Raw genomic sequence first — 19,588 nt, 5'->3', positions numbered from 1 at the left:
GCCTGTGGCCGCGTTTCGCCGGTCCCGAGGCGGTTTCGAGGGACCGGGTTTTTGGTCCAGATTTTTGCCGCGAGTGGTCGCCGAAGGCGACCCGAGCGGGAAAAAGGTGGCGTGGCGATCGACGACGCGCGAGAGCTGTTCGGGTAAGCAGACGCGGCCTGTGGCCGCGTTTCGCCGGTCACGGCTTCCGTTACTCAGTGTCGCCGGGCGATCCCCACTCCCACTTGGTGCGGTCGACTTTCTCTTCGAGGGTCGCCAGTTGTGTCTCGAAGGCGTCCGCACTGTCGACGGACGTCCACTCCTCGGCGATTCCCTGTGCGCTTTTGAGCCGCTCGGCTGCGTCCTCGTACAGCGAGCGGGCCGCCTCGGCGTCCTCGTCCTCGCGGTTCTCCCCCTCGTCTTCCAACTGCTCGGCGTGTTCGACGAGCGCTTCGACGGTGTGTTCGGCGACGTCTTCGAGTTCGTACTCGGTTGATAGCTCCGGGAGGTCGGCCGTTCGCTCCCAGTCTGCCTCGTGAGCGGCTGCGTACCGCCGGTAGGCCTCGAGCCAGTGAGACACTGCCGTCTCCGGATCGTCGGCGTCCTCCGCGGCGTCAATTGCGTTCCGGGTCGCCTCGACGTAGCGGGTGTCGAGACCGCTGACACCCTCCACCAGAGCGTCGACGCGATCGAGCAGGGACTCAGGCACGTGATCGAAGCGTTCGTCGACGTTCCCGAGCGTGTCGGCCGCAGTGGCCGCGGTCGTGTAGGCCTCACAGAAGGTTTCGTAGTCGCCCTCGCTCGCCGATTCCGCCGTTTCGAGAGCTTCCTCACCGCGGTCGAGCCAGGTCGTGACGTATCGCCGTTCGAACTCCGCTTCGGCTTCAGTCACGCGCTCACCCAACTTCTCGCGCGGGGCCAACTCGGCGTTGGCTGCCTCGTGGCGCGCTTCCGAGAGTTTCGAGCGGGTGCGAACCAGGCGGTTCTCCGTCGGTTCGTCCTCGCGGATACGTTCTTCCAGGGCCTCGAGACGCTCCATGGCGGTCTCGATGGCCCCCTCGACCGTCCGGTAGGTCTCGGCGACGGTCTCGACGTACGTCGCCGTGGTTTCGAGGTCGCCTGCGGTCGGCGAGAAGGTGACTGACTCCGCGTCGTGGCCGACGACCACTGTCTCGTTTAACAACCCGGAGTCGACGTCGCAGGTCGTGATCGTGTCCATCTCGAAGGCGATCTCGGCCTCGTCGGGTTGATCGCCGAGGAGGATCACGACCCGCTCGTCGGTCACGAGGAGATACGCGGCGTGGTCACCCTCGGGCTCGACGGTCGTCGTCCGGCCGTCCGTTTCGTGCTCGACGCTGTCGCTCGCCAGCACGTGCTGGGGCTGTTCGCCGTTTTCCAGCAACTCGGCGAACGCGGTCGGGTCGAGATCCACGTCGCCGTCTCCACCCCCAATCAACGAGTCGGATAGGTCGTTCACTCTGTCGAACATTGGTGTCGCTCCCGCCGGGACCACTCCCTTTTGTGTGTTATCTCGTTGTAGTGTATTAATAATACGCTTTTCGGCCACTTTCAGCGCCGGCGTCACGTCAGGTGACAACGCCGCCAGCGGAACGTTTTTCGGCCGGTATCGCCTACCGCGGGATACTATGGGAATCGGTGGCAGCGACATGTACCGACAGCAGATCCTCGATCACTACAAGAACCCCCGGAATCACGGGGAGCTCGAGGACGCGACGTTCACGCACGTCGGCGAGAACCCGATGTGTGGCGACACTATCGAGATGGACGTCGTCCTCGACGACGACGACGAGGAGACTATCGAAGCCGTGGCCTTCCGCGGCGACGGGTGTGCGATCTCCCAGGCCTCGGCGTCGATGCTCTCCGAACGGCTTCAGGGCATGACGATCGAGGAGCTGGAAGGACTAGATCGCGACGACGTCATCGACATGCTCGGGGTGGACATCTCGCCGATGCGCGTGAAGTGTGCCGTCCTCGCCGAAAAGGTCGCCCAGGACGGCGCGGAGATCTACTTCGGCGAGAAGGACCTCGACGCGACGAGTACTGAAGACGACGACGTCCACGAGGAGTAGCTGATCGGTCGGCTTCGCCGGGTCACGCTGGCCGTCTTTTCGTTCACTCGGATCGCTCGATCAGCGCCGACTCCTCGTCGGCGTGCGTGACCTCGACCGCATGATCGGTGTGTCTGGCGTGGGTCTGTGCCCACCGTCGCGCCCCGCGCTCGTCGAGACGCTGGACTGACTCGGGACACTGTCGACAGTCGGCCTGCCAGGTCGAGACGCCGTCGGGGAAGTGCCCGGTATGGCGCTGATGATCCAGGGCGAACTGTTCGAGCGCCTGGTTGCCGACGGCCAGCTCGTCGAGTTCGTAGGTCAGGTTCCACTCGCGCCCGCAGCGCTCACAGGTGATCATCGGCACGTCGTCGACATCGTCGGAACCGGGAGGGACTGCTGACCCCTCGTCGTTGTCGGTGGGCATACCTCGCCCTGGGGAGCGATACACTTGAGGGCTGGCGTCGGTAGGCCGATCACGCCAGGAAGACGTGGCGTGGCTGGTCGGCCAGGACCTCCCTGCCCCATTCGACGGTCTCCCGGAAGTCATCCGAGCGGAAGAAGGCCATGGCGTCCTCGCGGGCGTCCCAGTTCGAGGCGATGAACATGTCGGTCGCGTCGTCGTCGTTGACTAGCAACGCCGTCCCTCGGTGGCCGTCCATCTTGGCGAGTTTCTCGCCGACGACGCCAAAGGTCTCGACGAACTCCTCGCGGTAGTCGGGCTTGACCCGGTAGAACATCCCCATCGTGCCAAATCCGTCGCCCTCGCCGGCGCGGGCAAGCACGCCCGGCAACTCCGCCAGGGTGTCGGCCGCGGACTCGGCGTCGGCCGCCCCCTCCCAGAGGCTGACGACCGCGGTCGCTTCGCTGTCGCCGACCGTGGTCACCTCCCCCACTTCGGGTTCGTAGATCGCGGTCCTGACGTGGCCCTCGGTCTCGGCGAAACGGTCCCGGAGTTCGCTGACCGGTTCGACGAGTTCGTCGGCGTCGGCTTCGGCGTAGACGACCATCGCGTAGACGTCCTCGCCGTGAGGCTGGCCAGCGTAGACGCCGGCCTCGGAAAGTTCGTCCCGGACAGACGCGGCTGTGGCCTCGTCCGTTCCTGCCTCGGTGGTCGCGCCGTGGTCTTCTTCGACGCCGCCGTCCGCCTCGTTTTCGGCCTCGAGGACGCCCCCGTATTGTTCGGTGATTCCAGGGAGGTCGCCCAGGAAACCCGCCGCCGTCTCGGCGGCCTCCTCGGCGGTCCAGACCGAGACGACGGCCGACCGTCCGCCGGAGGCTCGCACGAGCGTGGCGACGTGGCGGTCGTAGTGATCGAAGTTCTCCCTGAGCCCCGCGACCTCCTCGGCGAGTTCCTTGGCGTCGGCCTCGGCATAGAACAGCAGCCCGTACTCGCCGCCCTCGTAATCGTCGCCCGCCCGCAGCCCGAGCTGGAAGAGCCGCTCGGGCAGGTCCTCGACCGTCGAATACGAGACGTCGCCGACCGACGGTCGCCCGCCGCTGCCGGGATGGCCGTCGTCTGTGTCGTCGGAGGACTCGCCGTCGGCAGCGGGATGGCCGTCGTCACCGTGGGTGTCGTCGCCAGCGTGGTGTTCGCTGTCACTCTCGGCAGCGTCCTCGGGCGTCGCGGGGACGGTCGAGTGGTCCGCCGCGGAGTGGTCACCGTCGCCCGCGATCGGCTCGCCGGCCATGTAGGCAGCGAGGTCGGTGGGTGCCATCTTTCGGCCGATCCAGAACGGGCCGAATTCGGCGTACTTCGAACTGGAGGGGTCGAATCGCATCTCGTAGAGGAGTTCCTTGACGTCGGTGAGGTCGTCGGCCCACAGCGTCACGCCCCACTCCCAGTCGTCCATCCCGATCGCGCCGGTGATCATCTGGGTCACCTTCCCGGCGTACTCCCGCCCGATATCGCCGTGAGCGTCCATGTGCTCGGCGCGCTCTTCGAAGGGCAGATCGTACCAGTTGTACTCGGGGTCCCGGCGCTTGTCCATCGGGTAGAAGCTGACGTGTTCGGCGTCGGGGATCTCGGGTTCGATGCGCGAGCGCATGTACCGCGCCAGTCCGGAGTCGTCCTCGACCTCGCCTTCGATGAACTCCCGGCCCTTCTCTGAGTACCCCGAGGCTTCCGTCACGGAGACGAAGGAGTCGGTCGGCTCGGTGAAGCCGGCGAAAGCAGTGTGCTCGAAGCGCCGCGTCAGGCGCTCGACGTCGGCCGTCGTCGGCCGGAGGTGGACCACCAGGAGGTCGGCCTCGTGGCCGAGCATCGCGTAGACGGCCGAATCGCCCGCAGCAGCGTCGGTGACACCGATAGCGTCCGCGAAGAACGTCTCGCCCTCGGTGATCGCACGCTCGCGAACTCGCTCGGGGGCCTCGCGCCAGGCGTCCCAGTCGATCGTTCTGAACTCGTGGAGTGCGTACCAGCCTTCGACCGTCGGCGGTGCGCGTCGTCTGACCATGCCAGTCCGTTGGTTCCGGCCGATAAGGAACCTTGCCCTCGCGTCGAATGCCGCCTCGAAGTCGCCAATCGAGGGGGCCACGGTCCCAGCCTCGGCAGTCGGGGGCGGGTTTTTAAGCGTCCGCGCAGTGAGTCTGGGTCGTGAGCGGCGACAGCGACGACGCCGAATTGCTCGCCCTCCTCGAGGACGACTACGCCCGCGAAATCCTCGCAGCCACGAGTGCCCAACCCATGTCAGCAGAACGACTCAGCCAGCACTGTGACGCCTCGGACTCGACGATCTACCGGCGCGTCGACCGGCTGAAAACTCACGATCTGATCGACGAACAGACGCAGTTCGATCCGGACGGCCACCACTACAGCGTCTACGTCTCCCGCCTGGAGTCGGTGACCGTCACCTTCGACGACGGTGAGTACCGGGTCGAACTCGAACGACGCCAACCGGCCGAGGAAGACCCGGCCGATCGCTTCACCAGGATGTGGCAAGACCTATGATCGCCGCGACAGCGTTTCCGTCCCCGCTCGTCGGCGCTGTCGACCCCGTCGAGGTCGCTACTATCTCGATTCCGCTGGCCTCCGCTGTCCTGGGGTTGGTGATCGGCTACCAGGCCTACCGGGGTTTTCGCCGCCACGAGAGTACGTCGATGCGATACCTCTCGATCGGGCTCATCCTGTTGACGGCGGTGTCGTTCTCGGTGGCGGCCTTCGGGACGCTGTTGCTTCGATGGGACGTTTTCCCGTCGAACTTCGAAACCCCGATCCGCCTCCTCGCCCGGGTCTCGCAGTTCGTCGGGCTCGCGTTCATCACCTACTCGCTGTATCGCCGTCCCTGAGCGGGCGGGGCACTTGCTCTTTTCGCGCTCGTCGTTCGCTGGCCGGGAGTGATGGACGAGAACCGTCGACGGGACGGGTTCGATCGAGCAGCGTGAAAACTCAGCTGTGGATGCCCATCGCCTCGATCTGCTCCTGATACCGGTTGCGGATCGTGACTTCCGTCACCTGGGCGACGTCGGCGACCTCCCGCTGGGTCTTCTTCTCGTTGCACAGGAGCGAGGCGGCGTAGATCGCGGCGGCGGCGTAGCCCGTCGGGGATTTGCCCGACAGCAGCCCCTTCTCGGCGGTGGTCTCGATGATCTCGTTGGCTTTGCTCTGGACTTCCTCGCTCAGTTCGAGTTCCGAACAGAACCGGGGGACGTACTTCTTGGGGTCGACGGGCTCCATCTCGAGGCCGAGTTCCTGGGAGATGTACCGATAGGTGCGGCCGATCTCCTTGCGTTCGACCCGCGATACTTCGCTGATCTCCTCTAAGCTGCGGGGGATGCCTTCTTTCCGACAGGCGGCATACAGCGCCGAGGTGGCGACGCCCTCGATCGATCGGCCACGGATGAGGTCGTCGTCCAGCGCCCGGCGATAGATGACCGAGGCGACCTCCCGAACCGAACGGGGGACGCCCAGCGCCGAGGCCATCCGGTCGATCTCGCTCAGGGCGAACTGGAGGTTGCGCTCGCCGGCGTCCTTCGTCCGGATGCGTTCCTGCCACTTTCGCAGGCGGTGCATCTGGCTGCGCTTCTTGCTCGAGATCGACCGGCCGTAGGCGTCCTTGTCCTTCCAGTCGATAGTGGTCGTCAGCCCCTTGTCGTGCATCGTCTGGGTCGTCGGCGCACCCACGCGGGACTTCTCCTGGCGTTCCTGGTGGTTGAACGCCCGCCACTCGGGGCCGGGGTCGATGTTGCCCTCCTCGACGACCAGCCCACAGTCCTCACAGATCAACTCACCCCGGTCCGCGTCCTTCACCAGGCTATCGGATCCGCACTCCGGACACTCCTCCACCCCCTCTTGTTCGTCGGTTTCGGTCTCGGATTCGCGCTCGCGCTCCCGCTGGCGGGTAGACCGTGTCATCGCACTTATATAGTAGCAGTGTAATCACACTTAAGGCTTTGGCATACTTTCAGTTCACATACCAAGTAGGGCAATTCACTGCCCGATTGACTGGTCCCCTTCAGGGTCGATCGGATTCGTTCCAGTTCGGGTGAACGGCGGCCATACGAGATCGACGCCCTCAGTTCGCACGTACACCGCGATAGAGCACGTAGACGACGAACGCCGTCACGTACGCGATCGCGAGCGCTTGGGCGACCCCGGAGAGGGCGAGTATGGGTTCGAGGACCGCGATCAGGAGAATCACGACGGGACCAATCAGCAACAGTCCGTCGTAGACGTGGTCGTCGGCCCCGGACTCGAGGACGGCCGAGACGAACGGCATCTTCGAGAACTTCATTGATACATCCCCCCGCGACGCAACAGCGTCCGAAGCGCGACCAGGACGGGGATGATCTCCAGGCGACCGATCCACATGTGTCCGAGGAAGGATATTTTGCCGAGGGTCGGGAGCGATTCAGGCCCGGTGATACCCGAGGAGAGGCCGACGTTGCCCTGGGCGCTGGCGACCTCGAAGAACGCGTTCGAAAGCGAGAACTCCTCTGCGGGCAAGACGACCAGCAAGAGAAACGTGCCGACGACGAGAAACGTCGTCCAGAGGACGGCGATGATCGCCGCCTCGACGAACTCCCGGTTGACTTCTTCTTCGGTGAGCCGACGCCCGTCGATGTCGAGCCGACGGACGGCGCTGTCGGGGTAGAACACGTCACCGATCTTGTAGCGAATCCCCTTGATCAGGGTCAATCCACGGATGAGTTTGATCCCGCCGACGGTCGACCCCGCTGCCCCGCCGACGAACATGCCGAAGGCCACCAGCAGCTGGGCCTGGGCCGGCCACGAACCCAGGGCGACGTTCGTCGTGTCGACGGCGGTCTGAAAGCCCGTACAGGTCGCCGCCGAGACGAACTGAAAGCCGCTGTAGCGCAGCGCGGACAGGGGGGTGTCGTAGGGACCGACGTAGAGGAACGCCCCCAGCAACGCCGACCCCAGACTCATGTAGATGAACACCCACCGGGTCTGGAGATCCTCGTAGAGGTTCCGGATGTCGCCCTGCAGGATGAGGTAGTGGACCGGGAAGGCAATCGAGCCGAGCAGCATGATCGGGATCAACACGCCGTCGATCACGGCGCTGTCGTAGGTCGCAATCGAGTTGTCGGTGATCGAGAACCCGCCCGTCGCCAGCCCGGTCATCGCGTGGTTGATCGCGTCCCAGAGCGGCATGCCGGCCGCGAATAGCGCGAGGATCGAGACGAACGTAAAGAGGATGAAAATCCACCAGATCGTCCGGACCGTCGAGACGATGCTCGGGTGGATCTTCTCGGATCGCGCCTCACTTTTGTAGAGGGTGAGCGACCCAGATCCGGGTCGGGACAGGATCGCCGTCGTGAGGACGATCACGCCCACGCCGCCGATCCACTCACTGAACGTCCGCCACCACTGCAGCGTCCGCGGGAGGACTTCCTCGTTGTCGGTCATCGTCAGGCCGGTCCCGGTGAAGCCGCTCATGCTCTCGAAGATGGCGTTCAGCGGGTCCCGGAAGGCCGCGAGTGTCGGCGTCCCTTCCAGCCCCGTCGGGAGGCCGAGGTGGACGCCCCAGGCGACCAGCAAGAAGGGAACCGACCCGAAGACGCCCACGAACAGCCACCCCGTCGCGGCGACGATCATGCCGTGCAGCCGCGAGGGCGAGTCGGCGTCCCTGAACCGATGGTGGAGTCCGTAACCGACGGCGAACGGGACGATCCCAGCCACTCCGAAGGCCAGTACCCCGAACCACTCGCCCCAGACGAGCGGGACGACCACCGAGACGGCCATCAGCCCGCCGAGTGCTTCGAGGATCCGTCCGACGTCGCGTCCGATGGTCGCCGTCGTCCGGTTCATGGTTGTGTCCCCGCGGTGCCCGCGGTGGCGTTCGCCGCCAGTGTCCGATTGCGCCGGTTAGGCTTCGATCCTGTACTCATCCTGTCTCACTCGTCGACCCGATCTTCGTAATGGCCGAAGATGTCCGTGATCTCCGGTTCGGCTCCCACGGCCGAGTAGACGGTCAGGACATCGCCCGCATGGATGGTCGTGTTCCCACGCGGTGTGATCGGCGCGTTCGCACCGTCACGTTCGATCGCGACGATGAGTATGTCGTCCGAAAGTAAATCCTCGTCGGCAGTCTCCTGGAGGGTCTTCCCCGCGACAGGTGCGTTCTCCGTGACGCTGATCTCGAAGACTTCCGCCTGGTCGCCGATGCGCATGTAGTCGACGATCGCAGGACGTGCGACCGCCCGATAGAGGTACTCGGCGATGAGTTGCTGGGGATTCTCCATCGTGTTGACGCCGATCTGCTCGAAGAGGTTCATGTGCTCGGGATCGTGGACGACCGAGAGGATCGACGGCACGCCGTACTCCTTGGCGAGCAGACACACCATGACGTTGGTCGCGTCCCGGTCGGTCGTCGAGACGACGGCGTCGGCCCGCTCGATGCCTGCGTCTTCGAGCGTCGCGTTGGTGGTGGCGTCGGCTTCGAGGACGAGACAGTCGAAACGGTCCGCGGCCCGATTGGCCCGCTCGGTGTCGCGCTCGATGACGACGACCTCGTTGCCGGATCGCGTCGCAATCTCGATGAGTGGCGTGCCGATGTCGCCCGCGCCCACGATGACGATGTACATGCGCGATCAAGCCCCCTGCCTCGCGCGTTCGAGGCGTTCGGAACGTCCGTTCGTCGCGACGACTCCGTTCATGGACGGATGCACTGGATGGATCGGTTAATAGATGACGAAGTTGCCGACGACACCGGTCCCGGCCACACAGCACGCTTTCACGCCCCAATTGCGGTTATCTCACCGAGTCGTATCGGTCAGTCGTCGTCCACGTGTTCGTTATCGAAACAGATCCAAGCGCTGGAAGATCGCCCCGAGCAACACCGCGATGGGGATGATCTCCAGGCGACCGACCCACATGTTGACGATCAACATTCTGTTGGCGGTGGCGGGCATGGTCGGTCCGGTGGTCCCGGAGTCGAGCCCGACGTTGCTCTGGGCGCTCATCACGTCGAAGATGACGTATTCGAGGGGATGGTCGGGGGACAACACGCGAAGTGGACGGCGACGCCGATCGCGAGAAACGAAATCCAGAGGATGGTGACCACCGCCGCCTCGGTGAATTCCCGATTGGCCTGCTCCTCGTCGAGTCGACGATCGCCGATCTGGAGATACCGAACTGCCGTCCGCGGTTTGAGTCAGTTAGTCGACTCGCTTTCCTCGTCGGCCGACTCGATACCGTTCTTCCATCGGTAATAGAGCGAGCGCATCGTTCGATCGGTGTCTCGGGCCATGAGGACAGTGGCCTCACTCTGTGTCGAAAGCGTTTGCTGGATGGAGTTGAACACGAGCCCCTCCAGCCGGGACTGCTCCTCGGGGGCGCCGATCGTGACGACGTCGTGGGCCGTCGCTTCCGCGAGGATCTCCTCGGTCTCGTCGGCCGCTTCTCTGAGTTCCGTCTCGACCGGCACATCCTCGCCGATGATGCTCTCGGTGAACTTCAGCAGGTCATACCCATCGGATGTCGCCTGGGGACCGTCCTCGTCAGAGACGACGTGCAGAACGGTGATCGAGGCGTCGGCCGCGCTGGCTACGGCCCGTGCCGCTTCTGTTGCGAGGGCCGCGTGTGGTCCGTCGTTGACCGCCAGGAGGATCGAATCGATCGGCTCCGCGTCCGACTCCGAGAGCGACGCGACGACGTGCTCCGAGACGTCCGGCACGTACAGGGCGTTGTCCCCGCCGGGCGAGCCGATGTTCTCGACGAACACGTTACACTCGGCGTCCGCCAGGACGACATCGACCGTACTCCGGGCGAGGAGCCACCCGTCGTCGAGGCCAGTCCCGCGGGCCAGCAGGATCGCCGTACCACTGCTGTCGTCGCCTGCGTCGAGAATCGCCGCCGTGGTGTCCGTGGTCGCCCGGACGACCGCATGGACCGGAACCTCCGGATCCAGCTGGTGGGCCACGTCCGCGATCTGTGCGAGTTGCCGGCGGCGTTTCTCGACGGTCTCGACGACGGCGTCCCGGTCGTCGGCCGGCTGGGCCGTCCGGCTGTGTTCCCGGACAGTTTCCAGGGCCGACTCGCTCCCGACAGCCTCGACGCCGAACAGTAACACCCGGCCGTCGTTGTCCGCCGCGAGTGCCGTCGCCGTCCGGAGGAACCGCTGGACGTCGATCCCGGAACTCCCATCGAGTAGCGTCTCGGTGACGGGGACGACGAGGGTATGCTCCGGCGTGTGAACTCGCGGCCCCTCGTGGAGGTACGGGTCGGACTCCGAACCGTCACTCTCGCTATCGACGGTGATCCGCACGTCGGGTGGCTCGTCAGTCATGGGCCGTCACCTACGAACTGCTCGGTGATCCCGTTTCGAGCCCCGTTCCTGGCGAAGATCGTGACGGTGTCGCCAGCCTGGAACTCGGTCTCACCCTGCGGGATGAGCAACTCACCGTTCGCCCGGACGATGGCGACGATGATCGTCTCCTCGGGCAGCAAGTCCTCCCGGTCGGCGTCGATCAGGCTCAGCCCGGCGATCGGCGCGCCGGCTTCGACCGACGCCTCGAAGATCTCGGCCTCGCCGGCGATCGACATGAAGTCCTGAATTGCCGGGTGCTGGACGGCCCGGTAGAGGTACTGGCCGTTGAGTCGGTGGGGGCTCTCGACGATGTTGACGCCGAGATCCTCGAACAGCTCGATGTTCTCGGGATCGTTGATCGAACTCACGAGCGTCTCGACGCCGTACTGCTTGCCGAACATGCTGATCATGAGGTTCGTCGAGTCACTGGCGGTCGTCGAGATGAGGGCGTCCGCCTCCTCGATGCCAGCCTCCGCAAGGATGTCCTTCGAGGCTGCGTCCGCGTTGATGACCAGACAGTCGTAGTTCGTACTCACCTCCTCGGCGAGTTCCGGAATGCGCTCGACGACGACCACCTCGTGGTCGTCCCGGGTCGCGAGTTCGATGACGGTACTTCCCGTACGGCCTGCGCCGACGACGATTACGTACATTGGTGCTGTGGTGTGGGTGACGGTTGGGAAACTGTGCGGGCGGGCTGAAGTCGTCCGGCAGGGGGCGGTCCCGGAACGTCGTGGACGGATCGACTGGATGGTGGTCGGTAGCGCATGCTCGATCACCGCCTGAAGAGGCTCGAAATCAGGACCAGGATCGGGATGATCTCCAGGCGGCCCATCCACATCTGGACGATGAAGAGGATCTCGGCGACGGCGGGCATCCCCGGTCCGGTGATGCCCGAGGAGAGTCCGACGGTCCCCTGTGCCGTCGCGACCTCGAAGATCGCGTCCGCAAGCGTGAACTCCGACGGTAAGACGGCAAGGAGGACGAACAGCGAGAGGCCCAACACGACGAGGTAGGCAACGGCCAGCGTCGCGGCGGCCCGGATCTCGTCGTTTGCTTCCTCGGCCGTGAAGATCCGATCCCCGATGCGGAGGTCCTCGATCGCGTGCTCCGGGAGGAACGACCGGGAGACTTCCCAGCCGATCCCGCGGGCGAGGATGTACCCGCGGAGGATCTTGATCCCGCCGACGGTCGCCCCGGCGGACCCGCCCAGCAGCATCGCCCCGAAGACGATGAACATCACGCCGCCGGGGACCCAGTCGCCGATCGCGGAGGTCTGCCACCCAGTTGTGCTCTGTGCGCTGATGAACTGGAAGAGGCCATCACGGAACGCTTTGCTCGTCGCCACGCGGCCGACGTAGCCGATCGGGTCGCCGTGATAGGGGACGCCGACCCAGCGGGCCAGGAAGGCCGTCAGGCCGATCACGCCGACGACGAACATCCCGAACAGCAGCCGAACCTGCGGGTCGCGGGTGAACTCCCGGATGTCGCGCTCGGAGATCGCGCCGTAGTAGACCGGGATCGCGATCGCCCCGGTGATCATCGCGGGGATGTGGACGAGTTCCATCGCGTAGGAGCCATAGCCAGCGATGGAGTTATCGAGGGTACTGAACCCGCCGGTGGACTGGCCGGTCATCGCGTGGTTGAGCGCGTCGAAGATCGTGTTCTCGATTCCGTAGCCCGGCTGGACGAGAAACGTCGCCGCCGCGAGATAGACGGCAAGCAACGCAGTGACCCCGAGGTAGATCTTCCAGATCGCCTTGGCCGTTCCCGCGATGCTCGGCCGCAGCTTCTCGTCGCGGCCCTCCGAGCGATAGAGCGAGATACCGGCCGTGCCGTGCGGTTGGCGAAGGATCGCCAGCGAGAGGACGATCATCCCCGCGCCGCCGATCCACTGCATCTGGGAGCGATACCACAGAAAGCCGTGGCCGATCGAAGGTTCGTGGACGCTCATCGTCAGGCCGGTCGTCGTGTACCCACTCACGCTCTCGAAGAAGGCGTGCAGCGGATCCCGGAAGTTGAGGAGGCTCGAACGCGCATAATCCGCCCCCGCCGGGATGAACGAGTTGAGGACTCCCTCGGGCGTGATGTAGGCCGCGACAATAAACGGGACGGCACCGAACGCCGCCGTGACGAGCCACCCGAGCGCCGCGACGATCATCGCGTGATGGCGCTTTGGCTCGGGCGCGTCTTCACACAGTTTGTACGTCACGCCGCCGACGAGTGCCGTGACACCTGATCCGATAAGAAACGAAACGGCACTGTACCACTCCCCGTAGAGCAGCGACACGACGAACGGAATCAGCATCAACAGCCCGATGAGTACCTGGAGGGCACCGATGTCCCTGAGGACTGTTTTCGCCGCTGTGGGGGCGCTCAATCGGTCAATTCTGGATCGAAACGACGCAGGTGAATCGGACATAGTTGGGTCAACATTCCGTCTCTGGACGCGTCTTTGGCGACTGACCGGTATTCATCGCGGCCGTCGCGTCGTGTTCGTGAGCTACGTGATTTCTCTATCGATATAAAGAATCCGGTATTTTATGGAAAGCGTTGCCGATTTCGATTATATTTGGCATTCAGTCATCCTAGCAGTATTGAAATGCATGTAGACGGAGCTGTTTCTGAACTGGACTGATGGGGTCTGTCGGAGCGACTGGTAGAACATCGAGGATCGCGAATCCACGACGGGTCGATCTGTCACGCGACCCACGTCCCGAAACTGGGGAGCAGCCGCTACCGCGCAACGACGACAACCCGGGCGGCGAGCCGTTGGTCGCTATTGAACGGTTTTGTCCTCGTAGTGCCCGAAGACGTCAGTGAGATCCGGATCTGCGCCTCTCGCCGAGTAGACCGTCAGCATGTCGTTCGGCTGGATCTGAATGTTCCCGCGGGGCGTCAGCGGGCTGTCCTCGCCCTCGCGTTCGATGGCCACGATAAGAACGTCGTCCCCAAGGATGTCCTCCTCGCCAGCCTCGGTGAGTGTTTTTCCCGCAATCGGCGCGTTCTCGGTGACGGAGATCTCGAAGACTTCCGCCTGGTCGCCGATGCGCATGTAGTCGACGATCGCAGGACGTGCGACCGCCCGATAGAGGTAGCCGGCGATGAGCTGTTGGGGGTTCTCGATCGTGTTGACGCCGATCTGCCGGAAGAGGTTCATGTGCTCGGCGTCGTGGACGACCGACGTGATCGCCGGGATTCCGAACTCCTCGGCGAGCAGACACACCATGACGTTGGTCGCGTCCTGATCGGTCGTCGAGATGATCGCGTCGGCTTGCTCGGCTTCGGCGTCCTCTAAGGTCTCTTTCGAGGTTGCGTCGGCATTGAGCACCAGACAGTCGTACTCCCTACCGATCGCCTCGGCTTTCTGTGTGTCCTGTTCGATCACGACGACCTCGTTGCCGGATCGCGTCGCGATTTCGATCAGTGGCGTGCCGATGTCGCCTGCGCCCACGATGATGATGTACATGTTCGATCAGTCCTCCAACGCGACACTCGTTGGCAAATGCTACGCTCGGGCCGATAAAAATATAGCGGAACGCGGAACGAAGGCGTAGACAGGTAATGATAGATTTCGCGTTCGTTTATCCCCGTTGTGAAAGCGATCCGATCCGGATTCGAGTCACTCGCATATCTGTCGACCTGCTTCGCGTGGTGTTTTTGGATTGTGACGACAGAATCCGTAACGGAAACTAAAAGGCGCTACCGGATCGATTTCGGGGACGATCATGGCCAGGGCGATCGACGCGATCGACGAGCAGATCCTGTACTACCTCGCCCAGGAGGCCCGTCACACCTCCGCGCCGGACATCGCCGAGCGGGTCGAGGTCTCGCCGCCGACAGTCCGCAACCGGATCCGGCAACTCGAGGCGGACGGGATCATCCAGGGCTATCACGCGCACATCGATTACGAGAAAGTCGACGGGCGGCTGGTCAATCACTACGTCTGTTCGACGGGCGACCGCGACCGCCAGGAACTCGCCCGCCGGGCACTGGACGTCTCGGGCGTCGTCAACGTCAGGGAGATCCTCTCGGGCCGTGGCGACCTCCGGGTCAAGGTGGTCGGAACCGACACCGACGATCTGACGCGCATCGCCCAGGATCTCAACTCGCTGGGGATCGAAATCGACGACGAGGGACTGGGCTATCGGGAGTACTTCCGGCCCTACGCGCCGTTTGGCCCTCGCGACGAGGAGCCGATCTCCCCAGTCTCGGGCGTGGCCGGGTTGACGGGCGACGCCAACGTGGTGGAGTTGATCGTCGAGGAGGGGACCCCGATCGTCGGCAAGACCCTCCAGGCGGCCAACGACGAAGAGTTGCTCACGTCGGACCTCCTCGTAGTGCGGATCAACCGCGACGGCGAGTCGATTTCGCCGACGGGCGAGACGACCATCCAGGCGGGTGACTTCGTGACGGTGCACTCCCGGTCGGGTATCTCCGAGGAAACGCTGTCGGCGTTCACTGGACAGTGAACGCGCTCGCGGGTCGGCCAGTGGCTTGTCGCCGACCGAAAAGCCCTACCCCGTCGCCCGGATAGCCCCCCCAATGCCGGTCATCGAGTGCGACCCGTCGGCCGCCCGCGAACGGCTGGAAGCCGCGGGCATCGCGGTCGAGTCGGGCAACACCGATCACGAGTGCTGGCGGGCCGAATCGGGCGGCGCGACCGCCGTCGCCTACGATGGGAAGGTCGTCGTCCAGGGGGCCGACCCGGGCAAGTTGACCGCGGTCCTGGCCGAGGAGGGCGGGCGCGCCCACGTCTACGTCGACGGGGCCTCGCGGGGCAACCCCGGCCCGGCGGCCATCGGCTGGGTGATCCTCACCGGCGACGGCGGCATCGTCACCGAGGGGGGCAAGCGCATCGGTTCGACGACCAACAACTGTGCGGAGTACGAGGCACTCATTCACGCCCTGGAAATCGCCGCCGACTACGGCTTCGATTCCGTCGAGGTCCGGAGCGACTCGGAACTGGCCGTCCGGCAGGTCCGCGGGGAGTGGGACACTAACGACCCCGACCTCCGCGAACGCCGCGTCCGGGTCCGGGAACTGTTCCGCGAGTTCGAGGACTGGTCGATCGAGCACGTCCCCCGGGAGATCAACGAGCGCGCCGATTCCCTTGCCAACGAGGCGTTCGAGGATGGCTGAGGGAGGGTCGACAGACAGCGATACGACGGCCGGCGACTCCTCGACAGATGAATCGACGACCGAGGAACTGCCCCGTGACGTAGTCGAGACGGTCGAACGACTCACACACCGCGCTCGATGGGCCGACGACGAGCGCGCCACAACGCTCCGGGATCGCCGCGACGACATTCTGGCCGAACACGGCTTCGAGGCGCGGATCCGCTCCGAACGCGACGGCGACGTCCTGGTCTGTTATCCGGGCGAGTGGCTCGAGGACGGCGAGGTCGTCATCGACCGGATCGACGACCGCTCGCGCGCGCTCGAGCGCGCGCTCGACCCCGAGACTGACGCGGACTGGGAGACGATCGACGCCGACAACCGCGAGGTCGTCGACGCGGTCGAGGAGCACTACGGGGCGGTCCACGCCGCGAACGTGGCGGCGTTCGCCGACTACATGAGCAACCACCACGCCCTCCGCATCGCCGACGCGACCGCCGATCACGTCGCGGAATTCCTCGACGAATACTTCCCACGCAACGCCTTTCCCGACGACGACCAGCGTGCCGTCGTCGAGGAGTCACTCCAGCGCGCGTTCGAATTCGTCGACGGGGAGCCCCCGCCGATCGACCGCGAAGCCGACGGCTACGACGTGTGATAAAAAAGCCGACGGAAGTGCGTCGGCGAACGGCGATCAGTGTCAGAACGCGCTTCAGGCTGCGTCTTCGAGGATCTCTCGGATGTCGTCGGCGCGGCCGTCCTCGGTGGTGAGTTTGCCGAACTCCCAGGCCAACTGCTCGAGGAGGACGTCGTAGCCCTTCTCGGTGAGGCTGTACTCGTTGGTCCGCTTGTCGAGTTCGCTCTTCTCGACGAGGTCCATCTCGACAAGATCGTCGAGGTTCGGGTACAGGCGACCGTGGTTGACGTCCGAGTCGTAGTAGGTCTCGAGTTCGCGCTTGACCGCGAGGCCGTAGCGCGCTTCCTCGGCCAGGATGACGAGGATGTTCTGCTGGAACGCGGAGAGTTCTCGGGCGATGCTTGGCGTCTCGACTTCAGTTTGTGCCTCTGACATACCTAAAGGAATGTCATCCGGACATTTAACCTTTGTTACCTGTGGTGGGTGCGGCACGAAATTTTTCGTCATCTTCTAACACGCCGCGTGAGAGTCGGTACCGACCGTCAAAAGCAGATTCGAGTCATTCGTGTGTCCGACTGCCGGTCACAGCGGCGCGAGTACGCCCGGGCGTAGGCACTGGCGACGCGAGCAGTTATCTACTGGCTAACGGCTACGCGAGCAGCGATCCACCGACGACCGATGGCCAGTGTGCATTATCGTCACGTGAGCCACCGGGACTCGACGAGTTCGCGAGGAGTGCGGGACTCGAAAGGTCTATTTGGCGGCCACCACCAGACAGGGGTGATGGTGAACCTCTTCGAAGCCCTCGAGGCGGGCCCGAACCCGCCCGAGGAGATCTACGCCGTCGTAGAGTGTCTGAAGGGCGAGCGCAACAAGTACGAGTACGACAAGGACCTGCCCGGCGTCGTCCTCGATCGCGTCCTCCACAGCAACGTCCACTACCCCAGCGACTACGGGTTCATCCCCCAATCGCACTACGACGACGACGATCCCCTGGACGTCCTCGTCCTCGTCGAGGACCAGACGTTCCCCGGCTGTGTCGTCGAGGCCCGCCCGGTCGCGCTGATGAAGATGGACGACGACGGCGAGGCCGACGACAAGGTCATCGCCGTCCCGACCGAGGATCCGCGCTACGACCACATCGAGGACCTCGAAGACATTCCCTCCCAACAGCGCGACGAGATCGACGAGTTCTTCGCGACCTACAAGAACTTAGAGGAAGGCAAGGAGGTCGAGACGCTGGGCTGGGAGGACGCGGCCGCCGCCAAGGAAGCTATCGAGCACTCCCAGGACCTTTACGAGGAGAAGATCGCCAAGTAGCGCCGTCGCTGTTCGGAGACGGCCACTGATTCCTGCCGGTTATACCCCACCGTCAGGACCATGCGGTATGCTTATGGGTAATTATTTGCGTGTGGCGACCCTCGTTTCGCGTGTGATGGCCACTGAACGTCCCGCGGTCGGGATCGCCCACTACACGGTCGTCCCCGAGAACTTCAAACCGGCGGAGCCAGAGCCTGAATCTCCCGAAGACTCGGTGACACGGGACGACTGAGTTCGCACTCTTTGCCGCCATCGCGGTGCGTCCTCGGAGTCGGCCCCTAGAAGAAGCTTCTTGTGTCAGACCACAGTATCGCGAGGTATGGGTCTGTTCGATCGGATACGCGGCGACGACGATCCCCGGGTCGCCTTCTTCGGCATCGACGGCGTCCCGTATAGCCTGATCGCCGAACACGACGAAGAGTTCGAGCACCTGAACGCACTCGCAGCCGAGGGGGCCGGCGGGGCCATCGACAGTATCGTCCCGCCCGAATCCAGCGCCTGCTGGCCGTCGCTGACGACCGGCGTCAACCCCGGCCAGACCGGTGTCTACGGCTTTCAGGACCGCGAGGTCGGCTCGGCGGAGACGTACGTCCCGATGGGGCGGGACGTCCAGGCCACGCGGCTGTGGGACCGCGTCCAGTCGGCCGGCCGGGACGCGACGGTGCTGAACGTCCCCGTCACCTTCCCGCCACAGCGTGACGTCCAGCGGATGGTCTCGGGCTTTCTCTCCCCCGGCGTCGAGGAGGCCGCCTACCCCGACGAACTCCGGGACACGCTCGAGGGCTTAGAGTACCGGATCGACGTCAACGCCAAACTCGGCCACGACGACGACAAGACTGACTTCCTCGAAGACTCCTACGAGACCGTCGAGAAGCGCTTCGAGGCGTTCAAACACTACATCGAGGAAGACGACTGGGACCTGTTTTTCGGCGTCTTCATGACGACCGACCGGATCAACCACTTCCTGTTCAAACACTACGAGGAAGACGGCGAGTACAGCGAGGAGTTCCTGGAGTTCTACCGGACGGTCGATCAGTACCTGGGTGAACTCCGCGACCTACTCGACGACGACGTGACGATGATGGTCGCCTCCGATCACGGCTTTACCAGCCTCGATTACGAGGTCCACATGAACGAGTGGCTGCGCGAGGAGGGGTGGCTCACGTTCGACACTGACGACCCCGAAGAGCTTGCTGACCTCGATTCGTCGACGAAGGCCTACTCGCTGATCCCCGGTCGGTTCTACGTCAACCTCGAAGAGCGCGAAGCCAACGGCGGCGTCCCCGAGGAGGACTACGAGGACGTTCGGGCCGAACTCAAAGCGAAGCTCGAAGCCCTCGAAGGACCGGACGGGAATCCGGTCGCCGACCGAGTCGTCACGAAAGAAGACGCGTTCCGGGGCGACCACGACGACATCGCGCCCGATCTGGTCGTGATCCCGAACCACGGCTTCGACCTGAAGGCCGGGTTCAAGGGCAGCGAGGCGGTCTTCGGCACCGGGCCGCGCAACGGGATGCACAGCTTCGACAACGCCAGTCTGTTCATCGAGGACGACGACGCGTCGATCTCGGGTGCTGACCTGTACGACGTCGCGCCGACGATCCTCTCGCTGATGGACGTCGAGTACGACCGGACCGACTTCGACGGGTCGAGTCTGGTCTGAGTCGCCCAGCAGCTATTTGGGCCGACCGCCCGTA

Annotated in this window: 20 protein-coding genes and 1 pseudogene; 8 read left to right on the top strand and 13 right to left on the bottom strand. The window is 64.4% G+C overall.

What is annotated here, in order from left to right:
• Window positions 1-190 precede the first annotated feature (190 nt).
• The gene (locus tag HTIA_RS05650; RefSeq protein ID WP_020936126.1) at window positions 191-1,411 is read right to left on the bottom strand and encodes a hypothetical protein; all 1,221 of its coding nucleotides are present in this window, start codon (window positions 1,409-1,411) and stop codon (window positions 191-193) included.
• 214 nt (window positions 1,412-1,625) lie between these two features.
• Between HTIA_RS05650 and sufU the strand changes: the two genes are divergently transcribed.
• Complete coding sequence (gene sufU, locus HTIA_RS05645; RefSeq protein WP_008528376.1) at window positions 1,626-2,069, top strand: Fe-S cluster assembly sulfur transfer protein SufU; 444 nt, start codon at window positions 1,626-1,628, stop codon at window positions 2,067-2,069.
• A gap of 43 nt (window positions 2,070-2,112) precedes the next feature.
• Here the strand turns inward: sufU and HTIA_RS05640 are convergent, their stop codons facing one another.
• Both HTIA_RS05640 and HTIA_RS05635 read right to left on the bottom strand, forming a co-directional pair.
• On the bottom strand, window positions 2,113-2,475 hold the full coding sequence (locus HTIA_RS05640) for a hypothetical protein (protein WP_008528375.1): 363 nt from the start codon (window positions 2,473-2,475) through the stop codon (window positions 2,113-2,115).
• A 49-nt stretch (window positions 2,476-2,524) separates the two neighbouring features.
• A complete protein-coding gene (locus tag HTIA_RS05635) occupies window positions 2,525-4,504 on the bottom strand; it encodes a heme-binding protein (protein ID WP_020936125.1) in 1,980 nt (659 codons plus the stop codon).
• A gap of 140 nt (window positions 4,505-4,644) precedes the next feature.
• On the opposite strand from HTIA_RS05635, the gene HTIA_RS05630 reads away from it, so the two are divergent.
• Window positions 4,645-4,998, top strand: a complete 354-nt coding sequence (locus HTIA_RS05630; RefSeq protein WP_008528374.1) for a helix-turn-helix domain-containing protein — start codon at window positions 4,645-4,647, stop codon at window positions 4,996-4,998.
• Window positions 4,995-5,336 (top strand): DUF7521 family protein, encoded by a 342-nt coding sequence (locus HTIA_RS05625; protein ID WP_008528373.1) that lies wholly within the window; start codon window positions 4,995-4,997, stop codon window positions 5,334-5,336. Before HTIA_RS05630 ends, HTIA_RS05625 begins: the two co-directional genes overlap by 4 nt.
• Before the next feature lie 100 nt (window positions 5,337-5,436).
• On the opposite strand, the gene HTIA_RS05620 is transcribed toward HTIA_RS05625, so the two are convergent.
• The 9 genes and pseudogenes from HTIA_RS05620 to HTIA_RS05580 all read right to left on the bottom strand — a co-directional run bounded on the left by HTIA_RS05620 (window position 5,437) and on the right by HTIA_RS05580 (window position 14,285).
• Entirely contained in the window at window positions 5,437-6,402 is a 966-nt protein-coding gene (locus HTIA_RS05620; protein WP_008528372.1) for a transcription initiation factor IIB, read from the bottom strand.
• 160 nt (window positions 6,403-6,562) lie between these two features.
• On the bottom strand, window positions 6,563-6,781 hold the full coding sequence (locus HTIA_RS05615; RefSeq protein ID WP_008528370.1) for a hypothetical protein: 219 nt from the start codon (window positions 6,779-6,781) through the stop codon (window positions 6,563-6,565).
• Window positions 6,778-8,319 carry a TrkH family potassium uptake protein gene (locus HTIA_RS05610; protein ID WP_008528368.1) on the bottom strand — a complete coding sequence of 514 codons (1,542 nt, stop codon included), beginning with the start codon at window positions 8,317-8,319 and terminating at the stop codon, window positions 6,778-6,780. The genes HTIA_RS05615 and HTIA_RS05610 overlap by 4 nt, the downstream gene beginning before the upstream one ends.
• Window positions 8,320-8,405: 86 nt before the next feature.
• Window positions 8,406-9,095 carry a potassium channel family protein gene (locus tag HTIA_RS05605; RefSeq protein ID WP_008528367.1) on the bottom strand — a complete coding sequence of 230 codons (690 nt, stop codon included), beginning with the start codon at window positions 9,093-9,095 and terminating at the stop codon, window positions 8,406-8,408.
• Window positions 9,096-9,305: 210 nt separating this feature from the next.
• Window positions 9,306-9,661, bottom strand: a pseudogene (locus tag HTIA_RS17405) (potassium transporter TrkG); the annotation flags it as partial.
• Window positions 9,662-9,664: 3 nt separating this feature from the next.
• Window positions 9,665-10,798 carry a universal stress protein gene (locus tag HTIA_RS05595; RefSeq protein ID WP_008528362.1) on the bottom strand — a complete coding sequence of 378 codons (1,134 nt, stop codon included), beginning with the start codon at window positions 10,796-10,798 and terminating at the stop codon, window positions 9,665-9,667.
• The gene (locus tag HTIA_RS05590) at window positions 10,795-11,469 is read right to left on the bottom strand and encodes a potassium channel family protein (protein WP_008528360.1); all 675 of its coding nucleotides are present in this window, start codon (window positions 11,467-11,469) and stop codon (window positions 10,795-10,797) included. The genes HTIA_RS05595 and HTIA_RS05590 overlap by 4 nt, the downstream gene beginning before the upstream one ends.
• A gap of 122 nt (window positions 11,470-11,591) precedes the next feature.
• Entirely contained in the window at window positions 11,592-13,124 is a 1,533-nt protein-coding gene (locus HTIA_RS05585; protein ID WP_044950714.1) for a TrkH family potassium uptake protein, read from the bottom strand.
• A 471-nt stretch (window positions 13,125-13,595) separates the two neighbouring features.
• The gene (locus HTIA_RS05580) at window positions 13,596-14,285 is read right to left on the bottom strand and encodes a potassium channel family protein (RefSeq protein ID WP_008528357.1); all 690 of its coding nucleotides are present in this window, start codon (window positions 14,283-14,285) and stop codon (window positions 13,596-13,598) included.
• Window positions 14,286-14,544: 259 nt separating this feature from the next.
• Between HTIA_RS05580 and HTIA_RS05575 the strand changes: the two genes are divergently transcribed.
• The 3 genes from HTIA_RS05575 (at window position 14,545) to HTIA_RS05565 (ending at window position 16,592) form a co-directional block, all read left to right on the top strand.
• Window positions 14,545-15,288: an Lrp/AsnC family transcriptional regulator gene (locus HTIA_RS05575; RefSeq protein WP_008528356.1), complete on the top strand. Its 744-nt coding sequence runs from the start codon at window positions 14,545-14,547 to the stop codon at window positions 15,286-15,288.
• Between the two features lie 73 nt (window positions 15,289-15,361).
• Entirely contained in the window at window positions 15,362-15,958 is a 597-nt protein-coding gene (rnhA, locus tag HTIA_RS05570; RefSeq protein ID WP_020936123.1) for a ribonuclease HI, read from the top strand.
• Complete coding sequence (locus HTIA_RS05565) at window positions 15,951-16,592, top strand: DUF7108 family protein (protein ID WP_008528352.1); 642 nt, start codon at window positions 15,951-15,953, stop codon at window positions 16,590-16,592. The genes rnhA and HTIA_RS05565 overlap by 8 nt, the downstream gene beginning before the upstream one ends.
• A gap of 54 nt (window positions 16,593-16,646) precedes the next feature.
• On the opposite strand, the gene HTIA_RS05560 is transcribed toward HTIA_RS05565, so the two are convergent.
• The gene (locus HTIA_RS05560; RefSeq protein WP_008528350.1) at window positions 16,647-17,006 is read right to left on the bottom strand and encodes a PadR family transcriptional regulator; all 360 of its coding nucleotides are present in this window, start codon (window positions 17,004-17,006) and stop codon (window positions 16,647-16,649) included.
• A gap of 348 nt (window positions 17,007-17,354) precedes the next feature.
• Here HTIA_RS05560 and HTIA_RS05555 point away from each other — a divergent pair, with 348 nt between their 5' ends.
• Together HTIA_RS05555 and HTIA_RS05550 are read left to right on the top strand one after the other, a co-directional pair.
• On the top strand, window positions 17,355-17,891 hold the full coding sequence (locus HTIA_RS05555; protein ID WP_008528348.1) for an inorganic diphosphatase: 537 nt from the start codon (window positions 17,355-17,357) through the stop codon (window positions 17,889-17,891).
• Window positions 17,892-18,210: 319 nt separating this feature from the next.
• Complete coding sequence (locus HTIA_RS05550) at window positions 18,211-19,554, top strand: alkaline phosphatase family protein (protein ID WP_008528344.1); 1,344 nt, start codon at window positions 18,211-18,213, stop codon at window positions 19,552-19,554.
• Window positions 19,555-19,588: the final 34 nt, after the last annotated feature.

Source organism: Halorhabdus tiamatea SARL4B (genome assembly GCF_000470655.1).
GTDB lineage: Archaea > Halobacteriota > Halobacteria > Halobacteriales > Haloarculaceae > Halorhabdus > Halorhabdus tiamatea.
The sequence above is the reverse complement of the archived record's forward strand: the minus strand, read 5'-3'. Positions and strand labels throughout refer to the sequence as shown.